The organism is Terrirhizobium terrae (genome assembly GCF_030323265.1).
Taxonomy (GTDB): Bacteria; Pseudomonadota; Alphaproteobacteria; order Rhizobiales; family Rhizobiaceae; genus Neorhizobium.
Genome location: NZ_CP104992.1, coordinates 1,905,551 through 1,924,605 on the forward strand (window position 1 = coordinate 1,905,551; position 19,055 = coordinate 1,924,605).

Consider the following 19,055-nt stretch of genomic DNA (forward strand, 5'->3'; position numbering starts at 1 on the left):
CCGTCGCTGTCAACCGGGTTTTTGAAGTTTCTGTGTCAGTTGTCGAAAAACTTTTCGGACCGCTTCTCAGAGACCGCTGCCGGCCTCGATTTTGGCGGCATGCCGGTCCAGGTGGCCGAGGTCGCGGTCGGGGTCGATCACGTCGCGCACCCGCTGTTTCAGCTCCTTCGGACCGGGGAAACCGCCATCGCGTTTGCGCTCCCATATGAGCGCGCCGTCGATCTCGGATCTCGAACACCCCGCCGGTTCCCGGAATGAGCCCGACTTGGCCCAGCTGATCGCCGAATGTCTGCAGCAGTTCCTGCGCCATCCATCCGGCGCGCAGCAGCCAGTTGCACTGGGTGCAGTAGAGAATGGTGATGCGCGACTTGTCGCTTGCGGCATTTGCCGCGGGTGCCTTGGCACCCGACGCTGCGCCATCGAACGCAAGCTTTACCATGGTCGCCAGATCCGCATCGGCAAAGCCTGCCGCGGCAGCACCCTCGAAACTTGCGAGCGCCGCCTTCATTGCCGGAATGGCCACATCGATCTCGGCGGCGAAATCGCGCACCACGCTGACATCCTTGATCACGCCGGAGACGGGGAAGCCGACGGCATCGGTCTCACCCAGCACGACGGGCAGCCGGCCCTTCATCGCCGGGCTTGCGGCCGGGCTGCCGGAGAGAACGTCGATCATCCTGGCGCGGTCGAGCCCTGCCTTGCCGCCGAGCAGCAGGGCTTCCTTGAGGCTCTCCCACATGCCGCTCAGCATCATGTTGTTCATCAGCTTCGCCACCGCGCCATGGCCGAGCGCGCCGACATGGTGGATGCGGTCGGAGAGAATCTCGACGACCGGCAGGAAGCGGCGAAAATCTTCGTCCGCGCCGCCGATATAGAAACCGGCCTTGCCGGCAAGCAGCATTTCCGGCCCGCCGGAAATTGGCGCATCGAGTAGGCGACCACCCGCCTTCTCCATCGCCGGCCGGTGGGCGGCGAGGGTGAGGGGCTGACGGTGCTGGTGTCGACGATCAGTTTTCCGGCCAGATCGAATGTTTCCAGCGTGCCGACGACTGCATCGACGGCGGCATCATCCAGCAATGCGAGGATGATAATGTCGGATCGTTCGGCGAGGGTGTTGAGGTCATTCGCGTCGGCAACGCCGCTGTCAACAAGGTCCGCCGGCATGCCGCTGCGGCTCCAGCCCGTAACCGGAAGACCCTGGGATGCGAGACGGGTCGCCATGGCGCGGCCCATGCGTCCGAGGCCGATGATACCGATACGAATGGGCTCCATGCGACACGACTCCTCTGCAGATTGGGGACCGGAAACGTCCTATTCGCTTTGGCCGCCAAAGGCCATTCCCATGATCCTACAACCGAAAGAAATGGGTCAGCTTGGAACAATCTCGCGTCACGAGCATTTTACCTGCCGGAAATGGAGGAAACGAAATGGCTTATGATCCTAATCCGAATGACAACCGTCCTGACCTGCGTACCCCGGTAGAGCCGCGCAAGAGCAGCTCTTCCTGGATGGGCTGGGTCGCAGTCCTCGCGGTCATCGTCGTGGGCGCTTTCGTCTGGTCTCAGATGGGTGGCTCTTCGACCGATCCGACCACGACCTCATCGACGACCGCGCCGGCCGCTGAGCCTGCTCCGGCCCCGGCAGCACCTGCCGCACCGGCAAGCCCGGCTCCGGCGACACCTGCTGCTCCGGCCGCCCCGGCTACGGGTGGTGGCAACAGCGCCCCGCAGCAGTAAGTCACTGCATTGAACTGAACAAAAAGGCCGTCCGCATTGCTGCGGGCGGCCTTTTCTCGTGACGGATCCTGTGTTCCTAATCGACAGGCCGGATCAGAAATCTTCCCAGCCCGGGTCGACGTCAAGCGCTGCGGATCCGGATGTCCGCAACGGTGCGGCAGTTCGCGATGGAGCACTTGATGTGGCGGTACGTGCCGTCTGTCTGGCTGCGAAGGGAATGGACGCGGGCGCTGACTGCGGCGCAGCTTCGAGGTCATGGCCGACCGCCTGACCGAAACGGAACTGGTCGAGCAATGCGAACAGTGCCTGCGATTCCTGGGCGAGGCTGCGGCTTGCGGCCGTTTGCTGCTCCACCATCGCGGCGTTCTGCTGGGTGCCCTGGTCCACCTGGTTCACCGCCTTGTTGATCTCCCCGAGCGCCACCGACTGCTCGCGCGAGGCGTCGATGATGGCGAGAATGTCGGAGTTGATCTGATGGACATGGCCACCGATCTCCTGCAGGGCGGAACCCGCCTTGCTGACCAGTTGTACGCCGTTCGCGACATGATCGCTCGAAGCGTTGATCAGCGTCTTGATCTCCTTGGCGGCAGCCGCGGAGCGCTGGGCGAGTTCGCGCACTTCCTGGGCGACGACGGCAAAGCCCTTGCCGGCCTCGCCGGCGCGTGCCGCTTCGACGCCTGCATTCAGCGCCAGGAGGTTTGTCTGGAAGGCGATCTCGTCGATCACGCCGATGATGTTGGAAATCTCGCGCGACGAAGTCTCGATGGAATCCATCGCCTGGATGGCCTGACGCACGATCTCGCCCGACTTTTCGGCATCGCTCTTCGCGCGATTGACCAACGCGCCTGATTCTTCCGCGCGGTGGCTTGAATCCTTCACGGTCGTGGTGATTTCCTCAAGCGCTGCGGCTGTCTCCTCGACCGAGGCTGCCTGCTGTTCGGTTCGCTGCGAGAGGTCGTCGGCGGCGTTACGGATTTCGCGCGATCCCGATGCGATGGCCTTGGCGTTCCGTGCCACGTCAGCCATGGCTGCGCGCAGTCTGGCGGATGCCGTGTTGAAGTCGACGCGCAGTTTTTCCAGCGAGGTAATGAACGGCTGGTCGATGACCTGCGACAGGTCACCATGTGCCATGTTGGTCAGGCAGGCAGCGAGGCGTTCGACATTTTCAACCCGGCTCGTCACATCGGTCGCAAATTTCACGATCTTGAGCACCCGGCCATCCGCACCGAAGACCGGATTGTAGGATGCCTGGATGAAGACAGGGCGCCCGCCCTTGCCGACGCGGGTGAATTCACCGGCGACGAATTCGCCCGAGAGCAGGCGCTCCCAGAACCTTGCATAATCGGTCGATGCCGCATGGTTCGCATCGACGAAAAGACGATGGTGGCGGCCGACGATCTCGTTGAGCGAATAGCCGAGCGTCGACAGAAAATTCTCATTAGCGGTGATGATCGTGCCGTCGGTATTGAATTCGATCGTCGCCTGGGCACGGGAAATCGCCTCTATCTTGGCGTCGGTATCGATCGCATGCAGCCTGCTCTCGGTAATGTCATTGGCGAATTTGACGACCTTCAGCACTTTGCCGCTGCTGCTCTTCACCGGATTGTAATTGCCGCGGATGAAGACGTCCTCGCCACCTTTGGCAACGCGCTTGAACTCGCTGGAGAAGAATTGTCCCTTCCTGAGGTCGTTCCAGAAGGCTGCGTATTCCGGTGACCTGGCGTAGGCAGGGTCGACGAACAGGCTGTGGTGCTTTCCGACGATCTCGGCGGGCTGGTAGCCCATCAGGTCGCAGAAATTCTTGTTTGCCTTAAGGATGCGGCCCTCGATATCGAACTCGATGATGGCCATCGACAGATCAAGCGCGGTCAATACCTGGTCTGAACTGGATGAAAACAGCGACATATGACAAAACCCTGGAGTAGAGACGCAAAAGATACTTCGTGCATATGTTGAGAGCTTAGATCGACTCCGTTAATATACATATAATCCAATGGGTTAGGTTTTTCGACTTGCGGTTTATGACAATTGTCAAGTCTGCGCGCAGGGGCTGTATCTAGCCTCGATTGTTAACCTTTTGTTAACCCTGTTGGCCGACCCTCCTGCCTTGGCCATGTCTTCCAGAAACCCATTGGCAAGGAGCAGAGCATGACGCTTGTGACGCTGCCCGGACGGATTATCGAGACCGCCCATCATACACTCGTCCTGATGCAGGAGGACGTTTCGCGACATGCGATTTGTGTCGTCAATGATTGCCTGATCGGTGATGTCCGATCCAAGCTCGGCCTGATCGAGACGATTGCCAGCCGCAAGCTCGACCATGGCGAGATCGCCTTCGACGGCAGGGTATGGATCACCCCGTCCGACCTGCCTCATCCCACCGCGCAATAGCCGGTCTTTAGAGTTTGGCGATAACCTCGTCCAGCGCCGTGGCGATATCCTGCTCCGCATAGGGCTTTCGCAGCAGCCCGGCATCCGGCGGCGAACCTTCCGGCTTGCGATTCTCTCCGGTGGCGAAGATGACGCCGAGGCCAGGCTTCAGGGCAACGGCCTGGCGGGCCAGTTCGCCGCCGTCAATATCGGGAAGTCCGACATCGGTGATCAGCACGTCGATCTCGGCAGACGTCAGTTCAGCTAGTGCTTCGCGCCCGTTGCCTGCCTCGATCACCTCATGGCCGAATTCGGCCAGCATCTCGGCGGTATTGGTGCGGATCAGGAAATCGTCCTCGACCAGCAGGATTTTCAGTTTTCTTGCTTCATCCGATGCAGCGGCGACGGGTGTGGTGCCTTCCGCTTTCGGCGCCGTGGCCTGCTCGACCTGCTTCTGGTTGCCGATCACATGGCGGATGCGCCGGGCAAGCGCTTCCCGCGTATAGGGTTTTGACAGAAGCTCGACGCCGGCATCGAGAATGCCGCCATGGACGATGGAATTCTCGGTATAGCCCGAGGTGAACAGCACGGCGAGATTGGGCAGCCGCTCTTTGGCGCGGCGGGCCATTTCACGGCTCTTCAACGGCCCCGGCATGACGACGTCGGTGAAGATGACGTCGATCGGGATGCCGCTGTCGACCACGTTGAGGCCGGCCATCGCATCCTTGGCGGAGAGCACCCGGTAGCCGAGATCCGTCAGCGTTTCGATGACGGTGGTGCGGACCTCCTCGTCGTCTTCGACCACGAGCACCGTTTCATTGCCACCAACGACCGGTCCGGCCTGGACCAGAACTTCGCGATCCTCGTCTGCCACCGAGCGGGGCAGGTAGACCTTGACCGTCGTGCCCTGACCGACTTCGCTATAGATCTTCACATGGCCGCCCGACTGTTTGACGAAGCCATAGACCATCGACAGGCCGAGCCCGGTTCCCTTGCCTTCCGGCTTGGTCGAGAAGAAGGGCTCGAACACTTTCTCCAGTACATCCGACGTCATGCCGGCGCCGGTATCTGTGACGGCAAGCAGAACATATTGGCCCGGCATCACTTCCGCATGGGTGCGGGCGTAATCCTGGTCGAGGAAGGCATTGCCGACTTCGATCGTCAGTTTGCCCGAGCCGGCCATCGCATCGCGGGCATTGATGGCGAGGTTCAGGAGCGCGTTCTCGACCTGGTTCGGGTCGGCATAGGTGTTCCACAGTCCGCCGCTGGCGATGACCTCGACCTCGACCGCCTCGCCGAGCGAGCGGCGCAGGAGATCGTCCATGCCGGCGATGAAACGTCCGATATTGATGACGCGCGGTTCCAGCGCCTGGCGACGACCGAAAGCGAGCAACTGGCTGGCGAGCTTGGCGCCGCGATTGACGCCGGCGAGTGCATTGGCGACGCGCCTTTCCGCCTGCTCGTTGCCGGCAATGTCCTTGGCGAGAAGTTGCAGGTTGCCGGCGACGACCTGAAGCAGATTGTTGAAGTCATGGGCGACGCCGCCGGTCAGCTGACCGATCGATTCCATCTTCTGGGCCTGCTGCAATGCCCGCTCTGCCTGACGGCGTTCGGCCATCTCGGCCTCGACCCGAGCCTCAAGGCTCTCGTTCAGCTGTCGCAACTGCTCTTCGGCGCGCAGGCGATGGCGAACCTGGCGCTCCAGGTCGCTCGCATGTTCCTGCAGGCTCGCTTCCGCCTCGCGCTGCACGGTGATGTCGGTATGGACACCGACCCATTCCTCGATCTCGCCGGTCGCATTGATGATCGGCACGCCCCGGATCGCGAAGGTGCGATAGGCGCCGTCATGGCGGCGAACCCGGTGTTCCCAGATATAGGTCGACTTGGACGCGACGGCGGCCTGCCAGCTGGCGACCGAACCTGCCCGATCTTCGGGGTGGACGGCATTTGCCCAGCCGTAATTCTGGTACTCGTCGGCATTCTGGCCGGTCAGTGCGGCCCAGCCCGGCTGATCGCCGACCATGCGACCGTCCGGCGTATTGGTCCAGAGCACGCCGTGAATTGCATTGACCGCGGCGCGGAAGCGCTCGTTGCTGCGAAGAAGCGCGATCTCGGAGCGCTTGCGATCCTCGATATCGATGATCAGCACATAGATGCCGTCGATCTCGCCCTTGGCAGTATGGCGCGGCAGGTAACGGACCTCGGCCATGCGATCGACCCCATCGGGGCGGCGGATCATGGTGTCGGTAATGATGCGTTCGCCGGCCATGGCCTGGTCGAGCAAAGGCTTGCGGGCATCGTAATAGCGCTGTCCGATGACATCATGCGCATGTTTGCCGATCACCTCGCTCGCCGTCAGGCCGAACCATTCGGAATAGCCTTCATTGGCGAAACGGTAGACATGGTCGCGGTCGAGAAAGCCGACGAGGATCGGCAGCGCATTGGTCAGTCGGTTCAATTCCTCGCGGCTTTGGGCGAGTTCGCCCACGGCCTTCACCTTCTCGGTATTCTCGAGCACCGTACAGAGCACGCCATCGACCTTGCCGCTCTCGTCATAGATCGGGGTATAGAAGAGATCGAAGACCACGTCTTCCGGTGTGCCGTGGCGATGCAGGGTCATCACCTGGTCGCGAAACGCCTGCACTTCGCCGCGGAAGCCGGCCTGCAGGATTTTCTTGTTCCAGTCCCAGATCTCCGGCCAGATGCCGGGGACTGTGTCGCCGAGTGCGCGGGGATGGTAGTTGCCGGCGATCTCTATATAGCCGTCATTATAGATCATAACATGGTCGTCACCCCACATCAGCACCTGCGGAATGGGTGAGTTGACGATGGAATTGACCTTGATCCTCAGGTTCTGCGGCCATGCATCGATCGGCCCGAGCGAGGTCTTCGACCAGTCGAACTGCCGCACGAGATCCCCTGCCTCGCCTCCGCCAATCGGCCAATGGGCGGATACGACCTGATGGTTCATGAAGTCCCCAAACGCATGAGAATGCAATAAGCCGCGCTTATATGGATCAGAAGCGCTTTTTTCCAAGGGGTTTCAAGTCCAAAATCTAGGGTGGTCGGCTGGGTGGTCGTCATAGGTTTGCTTCCGATGTGTTCAGTGAACGCGGGACGGAGTCCGCCCTTGGCGATCTCTGGCATTTTTTGATCCTCGGGTTTAACCCGAAGTCGGCCGGGGCGCTGAAAGCTGCCTCGTAAAGTTAGTTTAAAGTGACACCTCTCAGCGCCCCGTTCGGCAGTTTTTATCCGTGAACTCCGGTTGCTCTGCGGTGAGCGGGACAGTGGGCATGGGGGCGTGTCTCATGTGCGAGTGTCATGCACGCCCTTTTACGGAACCCGACCCGGGCCATGACGACCTTGGGCCACGTCATCCACCTGCGCCACGGTTTCCGAACATCCGAGAATGTTCGCGAACGCCCCATGGCGCCATCCCGCCACCCTCTAATGCCTCACAGGCACGCCCGACGCGCCATAAGGGAAGTGATGCGGAATGTCGGTCCGACTTTCATCCCGCGCCTCCCGGTCGTCGGAGGGCAACCATTTTCTCAACGGACCCCGATGAGGAAGGTTCACGTCGTCCCTTCATCACCAGTGCCGGCCCCGCCTCGCCGGAACGCCTTCCGGTGTATCCGCGACGGGACGGGGGGATTGTAGGCACGGCAAAAAGGGGCGTGGATGAAGTGGGATGAGATTTTGTGCGGGCCTGCCTCTCCCCCTGCGGGAGAGGAAGAAAAATCAGCATCTTAGCTGACGAGCTAAGTGCTAGATTTTTCAGGAGAGGGGCAAGATCGTCCCCGCCGGCATTGAGCCCCTCTCTTGCGATTTCTAAGACTTAGCCTGCGGCTAAGATCTTGAAATCCCATTCTCTCCCGCAAGGGGAGAGAAAACGTGTGGCACTCTCAGCGCTCACCTCTTCCCTTGTGCTAGATTTTGTTGGTGAGGGGGATAGGTCTGCACGCGGAGATCATGCCTCACACCGCAATTCTGTTGCGGCCCGTCTTCTTGGCAGCTCTATCTCCCGCCGCCTGGCGAACAGGGTGAGGTGTTTAAGAATTTGACGACATGCCGAAGAACCTACGCCATTCGGCTGATGACCGGAGCGTGTAAGTCCACGGTTTGATTTGCCGGATCGGCGGCAAGGGCGTAAACTGCCATTATCTCATCATGTGCCGGGGAGGCGTCCATGCGTGAGCCTGATATGCAGAAACTCGATGAACTTGTGGGACGGCTGGTCAATGATGTCGGCGCCGCGATGTCCGGTGCGCTCGTGGTGCTCGGCGATCAGGTCGGTCTCTACAAGGCGATGGCGGACGGCGAGCCGCGCACTGTGGCGGAACTTTCCGCCAGAACCGATGTGCGCGAGCGCTACCTGCAGGAATGGCTGAGCGCCCAGGCGGCGGCGGGCTATGTCACCTTCGACGACAGCACCCAAAAATTCAGCCTGACGCCGGAACAGGCGATGATCTTTGCCGACGAGAACAGCCCGGCCTATTTCGTCGGCGCCTTCGATATCGTGCAATCCATGTGGATGGACGAACCGAAGCTGGCGGAGGCTTTCAAAAGCGGCAAGGGCGTCGGCTGGCACGAACACAGCAACTGCCTGTTTCGCGGCACCGAGCGGTTTTTCCGCACCGGCTATAACACCCATCTCGTCAACGAGTGGATCCCATCGCTTGCCGGCGTGAAGGAGAGGCTGGAACAGGGCGGCCATGTGGCCGATGTCGGTTGTGGCCATGGCGCCTCGACCATTCTGATGGCCAAGGCCTTTCCCGCAGCCCGCTTTACCGGTTTCGACTATCATGGGCCGTCGATCGACCGGGCCAACGCGGCAGCCGAGGAGGCGGGCGTCGCCGACCGGGTGACCTTCCGGCAGAGTTCGGCCGCTGATTATTCGAAGAGCGACGGCAATGGCGGCTATGATCTCGTCACCATGTTCGACTGCCTGCATGACATGGGCGATCCGGTGGGCGCCGCGCGGCATGTGCGCGACACGCTGGCGGATGGAGGCACCTGGATGATCGTCGAACCCTTTGCCCATGACCGGCTGAAGGACAATCTCAACCCGGTCGGCCGGGTCTATTACGGCGCTTCGACGATGATCTGCACCCCGGCCTCGCTGTCGCAGGATGTGGGGCTGGGGCTCGGCGCCCAGGCCGGCGAGATGAAATTGCGCAAGGTGGCGATGGATGCCGGTTTCCAGCATTTCCGCCGCACGACGGAAACGCCGTTCAACATGGTCTTCGAGGCGCGCTCGGCACGCGCCCAGACGCATTGAAGTAGGGCCCATCAAAGACGGGCGCTTTGATCTATAGCGGTTACCCCCGGAAAGCCGGCGCGCAGGCGGCACGAGGCAAGGCGGACCGGGAGCGGCGGCGGCAGTCCATAACGGGTTGCCGCCGCTGGGAGGGCCGAACGGGCTCAGGAAAAAGCGCAGGGAGGCGCATCATGGCAAGCGGATCGTTGAAGGCGCTCTTGGCGGTTCTGGCCGTCGCCGGCTACCAGAACCGGGACAAGATCGGCGAATTCATCAAACGAGCGACCGAAGGCGGCATGCCGCAGCCGAATGGAGGCGGCGGGCAGGCCGCATCTCCGGGATCGCCTTTTCCGGGGCAGACTTCGTCCGCTTCGACAGGCCAATCCACATCCGGTTCAGGCATGCCCGGGCTGGATGACATTCTCGGTGGCCTGACGGGTGGCTTGGGCGGCTTGGGCGGCAGCTCGAGCGGCGGGCTCGGCGGGCTCGGCAGCATTCTCGGAGGCGCGGGCCTCGGCTCGATCCTCAACGGTGGGCTGACCGATCTCGTCGATCAGTTCCGCCAGGCAGGGCAGGGGCAAAAGGCCGACAGCTGGGTGAATACCGGCGCCAACGAGCCGATCGAGGACAGCGATCTGCAGCAGGCGCTGGGACCGGACGTTTTGCGCGAAATAGCCGAAAAGACCGGACTTTCCGAAGACGAGGTGCTGCAGCGGCTGGCAAAAAGCCTGCCGGATGCGGTGGACGGGCTGACGCCCAACGGCATGATCCCGCCGGAGCGCCGCGCGCTTTGATGTCCGGAGCAGGCCTGAACCGTTCTCCGATGCGGTGCAGCCATGTACCGAGAGTGAGCTGGCCAAATGATTTGGCGATCCTCCCCTAGGGGCCTGCCTGCATGGGGGAGGCGGTTTCCTCGAAACATTCCAGCAGCATTTCGGTGAGAACCCGGATCTTTCGCGCCGGATGCTGCCCCGGCGGACGGATGACATAGATGCCGGCCGGCGGAGGCGGATAGCGGGTCATGACCGCAACGAGAGCGCCGGATGCGATATGCTCTTGCGTCACGCCGTCCGGGATCCAGGCGATGCCCACTCCCGCCAATGCGGCGGCGGCGAGCGCCATGGCATTGTCCGCCTTGAAACGACCGCGCGGATAGACGGTGATAGTCTTCTCGCCATCCATGAACTGCCAGGCCTCCATACCCTGCATCAGGGCCTGATGGGCAGAAAGTTCATCCGGTGTCTCGGGTGCGCCATGCGCCCGGATATAGTCGGGGCTTGCTACAAGCTTGCCGTAAAGCGGGCCGACGCGCCGGACGATCATGTTTGAATCCGGCAGGTATCCGACCCGGATTGCGCAATCGAAACCCTCCGCGATGAGGTCGACGAAGCGGTCGCTATAGGCCGCATCGATATGCAGTTGCGGATGTCGCAGCGCCATCTGCGCGAACACCGCGGCAAAGTAGTTCGGACCGAAGGACAGCGGCGCGGCGATCCTCAGCCGGCCGCAGAGATCGCCGGCGGGCAGGATCGTTTCCCGGGCGAGATCGATCTCGGCGCAGGCTTTTGCCGCGTGTTCGCGAAACGCCGTCCCCGCCTCGGTAAGGGCGGCACCGCGCGTTGTGCGGGCAACAAGTTGAATACCGAGATCCGCTTCGAGCCGGGCCAGCCGCCGGCTGACCATGGATTTCGAGATGCCGAGCCGCCGGGCGGCGGGCGTGACACCGCCCGCATCGGCAAGCTCGACGAATGTCCTTAGATCTTCGATATCCATCCGGTGTTCCTCATTCTGCAACACAGCTTGTCAGAATTGGAGGCTACCGTATCGAAAGCCGGAATGACAGTGTCCGCCTCGCAGGCGGCGCCGCTGTCAGCGCAGACCTGCCGACAGAACGATCACACCCGTAAATCGACAGTGGAGGATATATTCATGACCTTTCGCAACGGCCTGGCTTCGCTTCTTCGTCCCGAAGATTCCGTCCTCGTCCTGATCGACCACCAGCCATACCAGCTGACCAATGTGAACAGTCACGATCCGCATATGGTCGTCAACAATGCGACGGCGCTGGCGAAGTCGGCCAAGGCCTTCGGCGTTCCCACCATCGTCACCAGCGTCATCGCCGATCGCGGCGGCCTCATCTTCCCGCAGATCACCGACGTGTTTCCGGGCGAGGAGGTGATCGACCGAACCTTCATCAACACCTGGGAAGACAAGAAGGTGGTGGATGTCGTGAAGGCGACGGGCCGCAAGCAGCTGATCATTGCCGGGCTGTGGACGGAAATCTGCGTCGCCATGCCGGCAATCCAGGCCGCCGGTGAGGGCTGGGATGTGACCGTCATCACCGATGCATCGGGCGCGGTTTCGACCGAGGCTCATGAGGTTGCCATCCAGCGCATGATCCGGGCGGGCGTGAACATGATGACATGGCTGGCGCTGGCCGCAGAATGGCAGCGCGACTGGGCACGCCTCGGCACGGCCGGAGAGATGACGGAAATCCTGAAACAGCACGCCGCCGGCAGCGGCATCGCCTATCTCTGGGAGCAGCAGCTGCTCAACACCCCGGTGCCGACCGCGGGTTGATGTGAGGCCGATGAACAACCTGGGCTATGCGATGCGCGAGCGCTAAGCGCCTGGCCAAACTTGTTGTGCCATTTCCCAGGTAGAGGCGCTTTGCGTCCCGTATGAACGACAAGGCAGACGGCGGTATCCGCCGTCTGCCTTTGGTCGCCTCAATCGTCCTTCATCTTCAGTGCCGCGATGAACGCTTCCTGCGGGATGTCGACCTTGCCGAACTGGCGCATGCGCTTCTTGCCTTCCTTCTGCTTGTCCAGAAGTTTGCGCTTGCGGGTGGCGTCGCCGCCGTAGCACTTGGCGGTCACGTCCTTGCGCATGGCGGAGATCGTTTCGCGGGCGATCACGTTGCCGCCGATCGCGGCCTGGATCGGGATCTTGAACATGTGCCGCGGGATCAGGTCCTTGAGTTTTTCGCACATGTCGCGGCCACGCTTTTCGGCGGCCGAGCGGTGGACCAGCATGGAGAGCGCATCGACCGGTTCGCCGTTCACCATGATCGACATCTTCACGAGGTTGCCCTCCTGATAGCCGTGCAGGTGATAGTCAAACGAGGCATAGCCCTTGGAGATGGATTTCAGGCGGTCGTAGAAATCGAACACCACTTCGTTGAGCGGCAGCTCATAGGTGAGCATGGCGCGCTTGCCGACATAGGTGAGTTCCGTCTGGATGCCGCGACGGTCCTGGCAGAGTTTCAGGATGCCGCCGAGATAATCGTCCGGCGTCAGGATCGTCGCCTTGATCCACGGCTCCTCGATCGAAGAAATCTTGACCACGTCCGGCATGTCGGCCGGGTTGTGCAACTCCTTCATCGTGCCATCGGTCATGTGGAGATGGTAGACGACGGAAGGGGCGGTCGCGATGAGGTCGAGGTTGAACTCGCGCTCAAGGCGCTCCTGGATGATTTCCAGATGCAGCAGGCCGAGGAAGCCGCAGCGGAAGCCGAAGCCGAGCGCGGCGGACGATTCCATTTCGAAGGAGAAGGACGCGTCGTTGAGGCGAAGCTTGCCCATCGCCGCACGCAGGTCTTCGAAATCGGCCGCATCGACCGGGAAGAGGCCGCAGAAGACGACCGGCTGGGCCGGCTTGAAGCCCGGCAGCGCGGTTGCCGTCGGGCGCTTGTCTTCGGTGATCGTATCGCCGACGCGGGTATCGGCCACTTCCTTGATCGAGCCGGTGATGAAGCCGATCTCGCCAGGGCCGAGTGAATCCACCGCCAGCATCTTAGGCGTCAGCACGCCGACGCGCTCGACCTGATATTTGGCGTCCGTGCCCATCATGCGGATGGTCATGCCCTTGGTCAGCACGCCGTCGATGATGCGCACCAGAACCATGACGCCGAGATAGGTGTCGTACCAGCTGTCGACGAGCAGCGCCTTGAGCGGGCCCTTTTCGCCGAACTCGCTCTTCGGCGGTGGCAACTGGTGGACGATTGCTTCCAGCACGTCGGGAATGCCGAGGCCGGTCTTGGCCGAGATGAGTACCGCCTGGGAGGCGTCGATGCCGATCACTTCCTCGATCTGGTCCTTGATCCGGTCTGGCTCGGCCGCCGGCAGGTCGATCTTGTTGAGGACGGTGACGATCTCGTGGTTGTTGTCGATCGCCTGGTAGACGTTGGCGAGCGTCTGGGCTTCGACGCCCTGGGAGGCGTCGACGACGAGAAGCGAGCCTTCGCAGGCCGACAGCGAGCGCGAGACTTCGTAGGCGAAGTCGACATGGCCGGGCGTGTCGATGAGGTTAAGGATGTAGGTCTCGCCGTCGTTCGCCTTGTAATGCAGGCGAACCGTCTGGGCCTTAATGGTGATGCCGCGCTCGCGCTCGATATCCATCGAGTCGAGGACCTGCTCCGACATGTCGCGTTCGGCAAGGCCGCCGGTCGTCTGGATCAGACGGTCGGCCAGCGTCGACTTGCCGTGGTCGATATGGGCCACGATCGAGAAGTTGCGGATATGGTCAAGGGGCGTGCGGGACGAGGTGCTCATGGCTCGCGCATATAGCAGTGCGAGATCCCTGCCGCAAAGGGGAAAGATAACGCTTTGTTGACGATGCCGCCCGGGCAGAGGGGTGGCTCAGCTGTCGCGGGCTTCCGCCTGAGCCTCCGTTTGTGCCTGTGTCTCTATCTGGGCCTCTGCCTGGGCTTGCGCTTCCGCCTGCGCCTGGGCGGCACCCGGCTCGGTCAGGATGGCGGCATTTGGCAGCTGCGCGCTGCGCACCTCGTGGCTTTCGCGCTCTTCTTCGGGCGCCGGCCCGCGTTCCGTCAGGCGCTGCAGAATGAAGGCGGCATAGGCAATTGCCACCAGGATGGCGGCGACGATGAAGGTGCGGTCGCCGAGCACCGGCGTCAGCATGGTAACGGCGAGCGGGACGATCGTCGCAGCCGTCGACCACGCGACGAGCAGGGTCGAGGAGAGCGGCACGAAATCGCCGGGATCGGCGCGGTCATTGGCATGCGCGTTGCCGACCGAATAGACAGTCTCCACAGCGCCGCCGAAGATCAGGAAGACGATCATCAGCAGATAGAGATGCGAGAACGAGGAGAGGAAGGCGCCGCAGCCGGCAATCACGATCAATATGCAGGTGATCAGAAGCACATAGCGTCGGTCCATCCGGTCCGAGAGCATGCCGAGCGGATATTGCACGAAGAGCAGGCCGGTCTGCATGACGAACATCAGCAGCGCGACATCGGTCTGCGAAACGCCGTTGGTCGAGGCGTAGATCGGCACATAGCCCTGGACCACCATGGAAAGACCGCCCGAGGCCAGAACGCCGACGAGGCCGACCGGCGAGATCTTCCAGGCCATCGGGATGTCGACATTGACACGCGCCGGCGCCGGCGGGTTGGGCAGGCGGGTGAGCCCGATCGGCAGGATGGCGATGGCGGTGAAGAACACGACCGCAAGCGGCGCCAGATTGCCGTCAGTCGGGATCTGGCCGAACAGCCAGGCGCCGCAGCCGAGGCCGAGGACGTAAGCCATGTAGAAGAAGGACATGGCCTTGCCACGCCATTCATTCGACGCGGCATGGTTGAGCCAGCTCTGGGCGATGATGAAATTGACGTTGGCGGCAGCGCCATAGATGCCGCGGGCGAAGATCCAGGCATAGGCGGGCAGATCTGCGGCGATCAGTACGGCGGCGATGATGACCATGGCCATCGAGCAGGAAAACAGCCGCGCATGGCCGACGCGCTTGATCAGCGGTCCGCCGACGACACAGCCCACCAGTCCGCCGAAAGCGACCGCGGTGACGGCCGCGCCCGCCGCCCAGGACGTATCCGTGCGGGTCAGCATGAAGGGCACATAGGCGAACATGATGCCGCTGCCGATCGCGGCGATCGTCATGGAAATGACGATGCTGGCAATCGACAAGGGCGAAACTCTGACCTGGGCCTGACCCGTCATGCGATACTCTCCGGAGGACCGCTTCATGAGAGCGGTTCGTTCCGCCTCCTTAGCTCAACAATATGTCCATGAGCTATCGCACAAACGCCACCGGCGATAATTTTCAGACGCTAAGTCCAAAGCGCCAAACCCGAGGACTTGACTCCATCATATGAGAATGAAAATCTCAGATCATGGAAAATCAGGATCGGGACATTGCCGAGGCGATCAGCGCTCGCGTGAAGCAGCTGAGGGAAAAGGCGGGGCTGACGCTGGACCAGCTCGCCGAGCGCTCTGGCGTCAGCCGCGCAATGATCTCGCGGATCGAACGGGCGGAAACGAGCCCGACGGCGGCGCTGTTGGCCCGGCTTTCGGAAGCGCTGGGCCTGACGCTGTCGGCCTTCTTCGCCGATGACGACCGGCCGGCCTCGCGGCTTTCCCGGCGCGAGGCACAGCAGCTGTGGCGCGATCCGGCAACCGGCTACCTACGCCGCTCGGTATCCCCCGCCGGCATGCCGAGCCCGGTGGATATCGTCGAGGTGGATTTTCCGGCTGGCAGCCGCGTCAGCTTTCCGCCGCGTGAGGAGAGCCGGGTGATGACCCAGCATATCTGGGTCTTCGAAGGCCGGCTCGACATGGTGCTGCCTGAGGCGACCTATCATCTCGAAGCCGGCGATTGCCTGTTCATGGATATCGGCGACGCTTTCGACTTCCACAATCCATCCGACAAGCCTGCCCGCTACGCGGTGATTTTGAATCGCGGACGCTGAGACAAAGACAAGGGAACCCCGCATGACCGCCATCATCCGCATTCTCGACGCGACAGGCGCGCGCGCCGCCATTCCGGATCTCTGCGAAGTCCTGTCCGACTGCATCAATGGCGGTTCGTCGCTCGGTTTCATGCTGCCCTTCGAGCCGAAGGATGGGGTGGCCTACTGGCAGGATATAGCCGGCCAGGTGGAGAAGGGCGGCATCATTCTCGGCGTGGCGGAGGTCGATGGTCGCATCGTCGGCACGGTGCAGATTGGGCTCGCGTCGAAGCCGAACCAGCCCCATCGCGGCGATCTGATGAAGCTGATGGTCCACAGTTCCGCCCGCGGTCTCGGCCTGTCGCGCAAGCTGACGGAAGCGGTGGAGAAAGAGGCGGCCGGCCGCGGTCGCACGCTGCTGGTGCTGGATACCGCGACCGGCAGCGATGCGGAAGGCATCTACCCGCGCCTCGGCTGGGAGCGCGTCGGCGTTATTCCCGATTACGCGCTCTGGCCGCAGGGTGGTCTCTGTGGCACGACGCTGTTCTACAAGCGGATTGGATGAGCAAGGCGGGCAGCCCGCCTCGTTCGTCAATCAATTGTCTGCCTGCAGCGTTTTCCTGAAGGCGTCGACAATCAGCCGGCTGAGTTCCGCGTGAATATCCGTGCGGGGACGTGCCGTCTCATCGCAGATCGGATCCACCTCGCCGACCGACTTCAAGAATGCCGGGGCAGCCGGCTTGCAGACTGGCAGGAAGCTGAAGTGATCCGCGCCGTCAACCTGCGCATAGGACGCCCCGGGTATCGCTGTCGCCAACCGGTCGGAGCGCACACCGAGCGGGATTTGCCCCGGACCACCGAGATTGATCAGCGTGACCGGCACGTCGATCGCCGCCACGCTGTCCTTTTGAAACGTGGTGGCAAGGCCGGGATCCACCGCGACGACGGAGACGATGCGTGCGTCACGGTTCTGCTGCTCGAAGCGGGTCTTGTCGATGCCTGAAAGCTGCAACGGTTCGACATCCACCCGTTCACCGGCCGCATAACCATGGCCGCCGGCAAACCAGCTGCAATCCATCATCTCGGGGTTTTTGTCGCAGTAACGGACATAGGCAGGAAGATAGCCGCGAGCACCGGCAAGTTCCATCGCCGTGGAGCCGCCGAGCGAGAAGCCCAGAAGACCTATGCGAGCCGGATTGATTGCTGCCCCCACCGAGAACTTTCGGACAGAGCCGTTATGGTCTTCGAGATATCTTGGGCACGCTCCCAGATCTTAGGCGTGGCGGCGGGCGTGGAATCGCCGCTGGTTGTGCCTGGGTGGTTGGGGCCGGCGACGATGAAGCCGGCCTCCGCGAGTTTCACGGCAATCCACGCCATGCCGTCAACTCGTGAACCGGAGCCGTGTGAAAGGAGCACGAGCGGAAAACGACCGTTCGCAACGGCTGCATCTTTCTGCGCGGAAGAGCTTTCGAAGATAGGATTGTCGTCGGCGGGGATCTGTTCGCCACCCGCCTTCGCCGGGTACCAGACGGTGACGGCCAGCGGCCTCGGATAATCCTGGGTGACGACGCTGATCTTGCGCACACCGATGGGATCGGCGGCAGGGGCTGTGACCGCCGAGGCGCAGAGCGCCAGGGCAAAGATAGGGACTGTCAGTTTCATGGGAGCCTCGCCTTGTTGGAGAACGGCTGCGACCATGAGAGAGGCTGAAAGGATAAACGACCTCGAACGCAATCGAGGTCGTTTAATTATTGGCAGGGTTTTGTCAGGCCTTGTGCCGGCGGGGCTTCCGCTCGCCGAGGAAATAGGCGAGTGCGACGACCGGCAGCGCGATGCCGATGGTGGAGGCGAAGAGCCAGCCGCCTTCCGCAAAGGCCCAGGCGCCGACAGCCGAGCCGAGCGCGCCGCCCACGAAGAAAGTCGCCATGAACAGGCCGTTCAGCCGCGAGCGAAGCTCGGCGCCGAGCGAATAGATCGCCCGCTGGCTGATGACGAGCGTCATCGCTACGCCGAAATCCAGGAGCACGGCGGCAAATCCGAGAAGCAGCAGGGCAACGGTCGAGCCTTCCGGGGCGATATGGGTGATCAGGAAGGCGATCGCGACGGAGAGGATGCCGAGCGCCGTGGCCGGCTTGCCGAGATCACGGTCGGCCAGGCGTCCGGCGATCGGCGAGGCGATGGCGCCGGCAACACCGACCAGCGCGAAGATGGCGATGCCCGCCTGGCTCAGGTGGAAGGCCGGTCCGGCGAGCACGAGCGGCGTCACCGTCCAGAACAGGCTGAAGGCGGCGAACTGGCAGAACTGGTAGAAGGAGCGGCGGCGCAGCACCGGCTGCGTGGCATAGAGCGTGCCGAGCGAGGCGATCAGGCCGCCATAGGACATTTTCGTATGGGGTACGCGCTTCGGCAGGCGGGTGGCGAGGATGAAGCCGAGAGCGATCATCACCGCGGCCGACAGGTAGAAGATCGTATGCCAGGAGGAGAGGCCGGTGACGAAGCTTGCGACCGGTCGCGCCATCATGATGCCGATCATCAGGCCGCTGACGACGTTGCCGACCACCCGGCCGCGATGCTCCTCGGGCGCGAGGCTTGCGGCAAAGGGCACGATCATCTGCACGGCGCTGGAGGCAAGGCCTATTGCCAGCGAGGCGAGAAGAAAGGGAATGGCGGCCGTGGAAAGGCCGGCGGCGATCAGCGCGATCGTGGCGGCGCCGATCATGGTGATGATCAGCCGGCGGTTTTCCACGAGATCGCCAAGCGGCACGATGAACAGCAGGCCGATGCCGTAGCCGATCTGGGTGAGCGTGACGATGAGTCCGGTCAGGTGCGGGGGCAGGCCGATGGCGGCGGCGATCGGGCCGGCCAGAGGCTGGGCATAATAGAGATTGGCGACGATCAGGCCGCAGGCTGCGGCCATGATGAAGGTGAGCGCGGCGCTCATCTGCGAATGTCTTGCCGGCGCATCGAGCGCTACGGACGGGCTGGTCATGGA

At 62.5% G+C, this 19,055-nt stretch carries 14 protein-coding genes and 4 pseudogenes; 7 read left to right on the plus strand and 11 right to left on the minus strand.

The features are described 5' to 3' along the window. Window positions 1-66: 66 nt before the first annotated feature. The 3 pseudogenes from N7E02_RS17020 to N7E02_RS17030 form a co-directional block, all read right to left on the minus strand. Window positions 67-439, minus strand: a pseudogene (locus N7E02_RS17020) (Rdx family protein). 48 nt (window positions 440-487) lie between these two features. Continuing rightward, window positions 488-955 (minus strand): annotated as a pseudogene (locus N7E02_RS17025) (NAD(P)-dependent oxidoreductase); the annotation flags it as partial. A gap of 83 nt (window positions 956-1,038) precedes the next feature. After that, window positions 1,039-1,272: pseudogene (locus N7E02_RS17030) on the minus strand (NAD(P)-binding domain-containing protein); the annotation flags it as partial. Window positions 1,273-1,427: 155 nt separating this feature from the next. Here N7E02_RS17030 and N7E02_RS17035 point away from each other — a divergent pair. After that, window positions 1,428-1,736, plus strand: a complete 309-nt coding sequence (locus N7E02_RS17035; RefSeq protein WP_286583470.1) for a hypothetical protein — start codon at window positions 1,428-1,430, stop codon at window positions 1,734-1,736. A gap of 93 nt (window positions 1,737-1,829) precedes the next feature. Here N7E02_RS17035 and N7E02_RS17040 read toward each other — a convergent pair whose 3' ends face one another. Further along, window positions 1,830-3,641 (minus strand): methyl-accepting chemotaxis protein, encoded by a 1,812-nt coding sequence (locus N7E02_RS17040; protein WP_286583472.1) that lies wholly within the window; start codon window positions 3,639-3,641, stop codon window positions 1,830-1,832. A gap of 243 nt (window positions 3,642-3,884) precedes the next feature. On the opposite strand from N7E02_RS17040, the gene N7E02_RS17045 reads away from it, so the two are divergent. Next, window positions 3,885-4,127, plus strand: coding sequence for a hypothetical protein (locus N7E02_RS17045; RefSeq protein WP_286583474.1), 243 nt, complete (start codon window positions 3,885-3,887; stop codon window positions 4,125-4,127). A 7-nt stretch (window positions 4,128-4,134) separates the two neighbouring features. On the opposite strand, the gene N7E02_RS17050 is transcribed toward N7E02_RS17045, so the two are convergent. Both N7E02_RS17050 and N7E02_RS17055 read right to left on the minus strand, forming a co-directional pair. Continuing rightward, the gene (locus N7E02_RS17050; RefSeq protein ID WP_286583476.1) at window positions 4,135-7,077 is read right to left on the minus strand and encodes a PAS domain-containing protein; all 2,943 of its coding nucleotides are present in this window, start codon (window positions 7,075-7,077) and stop codon (window positions 4,135-4,137) included. Then, window positions 7,074-7,253: a hypothetical protein gene (locus tag N7E02_RS17055; protein WP_286583478.1), complete on the minus strand. Its 180-nt coding sequence runs from the start codon at window positions 7,251-7,253 to the stop codon at window positions 7,074-7,076. The genes N7E02_RS17050 and N7E02_RS17055 overlap by 4 nt, the downstream gene beginning before the upstream one ends. A 1,042-nt stretch (window positions 7,254-8,295) precedes the next feature. Between N7E02_RS17055 and N7E02_RS17060 the strand changes: the two genes are divergently transcribed. After that, on the plus strand, window positions 8,296-9,387 hold the full coding sequence (locus tag N7E02_RS17060) for a class I SAM-dependent methyltransferase (RefSeq protein ID WP_286583480.1): 1,092 nt from the start codon (window positions 8,296-8,298) through the stop codon (window positions 9,385-9,387). A gap of 170 nt (window positions 9,388-9,557) precedes the next feature. Then, complete coding sequence (locus N7E02_RS17065; RefSeq protein ID WP_286583481.1) at window positions 9,558-10,160, plus strand: YidB family protein; 603 nt, start codon at window positions 9,558-9,560, stop codon at window positions 10,158-10,160. A gap of 85 nt (window positions 10,161-10,245) precedes the next feature. On the opposite strand, the gene N7E02_RS17070 is transcribed toward N7E02_RS17065, so the two are convergent. Next, window positions 10,246-11,139 (minus strand): LysR family transcriptional regulator, encoded by an 894-nt coding sequence (locus N7E02_RS17070; protein WP_286583483.1) that lies wholly within the window; start codon window positions 11,137-11,139, stop codon window positions 10,246-10,248. A gap of 156 nt (window positions 11,140-11,295) precedes the next feature. On the opposite strand from N7E02_RS17070, the gene N7E02_RS17075 reads away from it, so the two are divergent. Next, the gene (locus N7E02_RS17075; RefSeq protein ID WP_286583485.1) at window positions 11,296-11,946 is read left to right on the plus strand and encodes a hydrolase; all 651 of its coding nucleotides are present in this window, start codon (window positions 11,296-11,298) and stop codon (window positions 11,944-11,946) included. A 149-nt stretch (window positions 11,947-12,095) separates the two neighbouring features. On the opposite strand, the gene lepA is transcribed toward N7E02_RS17075, so the two are convergent. Beyond that, on the minus strand, window positions 12,096-13,919 hold the full coding sequence (lepA, locus tag N7E02_RS17080; protein ID WP_286583486.1) for a translation elongation factor 4: 1,824 nt from the start codon (window positions 13,917-13,919) through the stop codon (window positions 12,096-12,098). An 87-nt stretch (window positions 13,920-14,006) separates the two neighbouring features. Further along, a complete protein-coding gene (locus tag N7E02_RS17085; protein ID WP_286583487.1) occupies window positions 14,007-15,335 on the minus strand; it encodes an MFS transporter in 1,329 nt (442 codons plus the stop codon). 173 nt (window positions 15,336-15,508) lie between these two features. Between N7E02_RS17085 and N7E02_RS17090 the strand changes: the two genes are divergently transcribed. Beyond that, window positions 15,509-16,084 carry a helix-turn-helix domain-containing protein gene (locus N7E02_RS17090; protein WP_286583488.1) on the plus strand — a complete coding sequence of 192 codons (576 nt, stop codon included), beginning with the start codon at window positions 15,509-15,511 and terminating at the stop codon, window positions 16,082-16,084. Window positions 16,085-16,106: 22 nt separating this feature from the next. Next, entirely contained in the window at window positions 16,107-16,628 is a 522-nt protein-coding gene (locus tag N7E02_RS17095) for a GNAT family N-acetyltransferase (protein WP_286583489.1), read from the plus strand. A gap of 30 nt (window positions 16,629-16,658) precedes the next feature. Here the strand turns inward: N7E02_RS17095 and N7E02_RS30070 are convergent. Then, window positions 16,659-17,725: pseudogene (locus tag N7E02_RS30070) on the minus strand (alpha/beta hydrolase family protein). 103 nt (window positions 17,726-17,828) lie between these two features. Beyond that, complete coding sequence (locus N7E02_RS17105) at window positions 17,829-19,052, minus strand: MFS transporter (RefSeq protein ID WP_286583491.1); 1,224 nt, start codon at window positions 19,050-19,052, stop codon at window positions 17,829-17,831. Window positions 19,053-19,055: the final 3 nt, after the last annotated feature.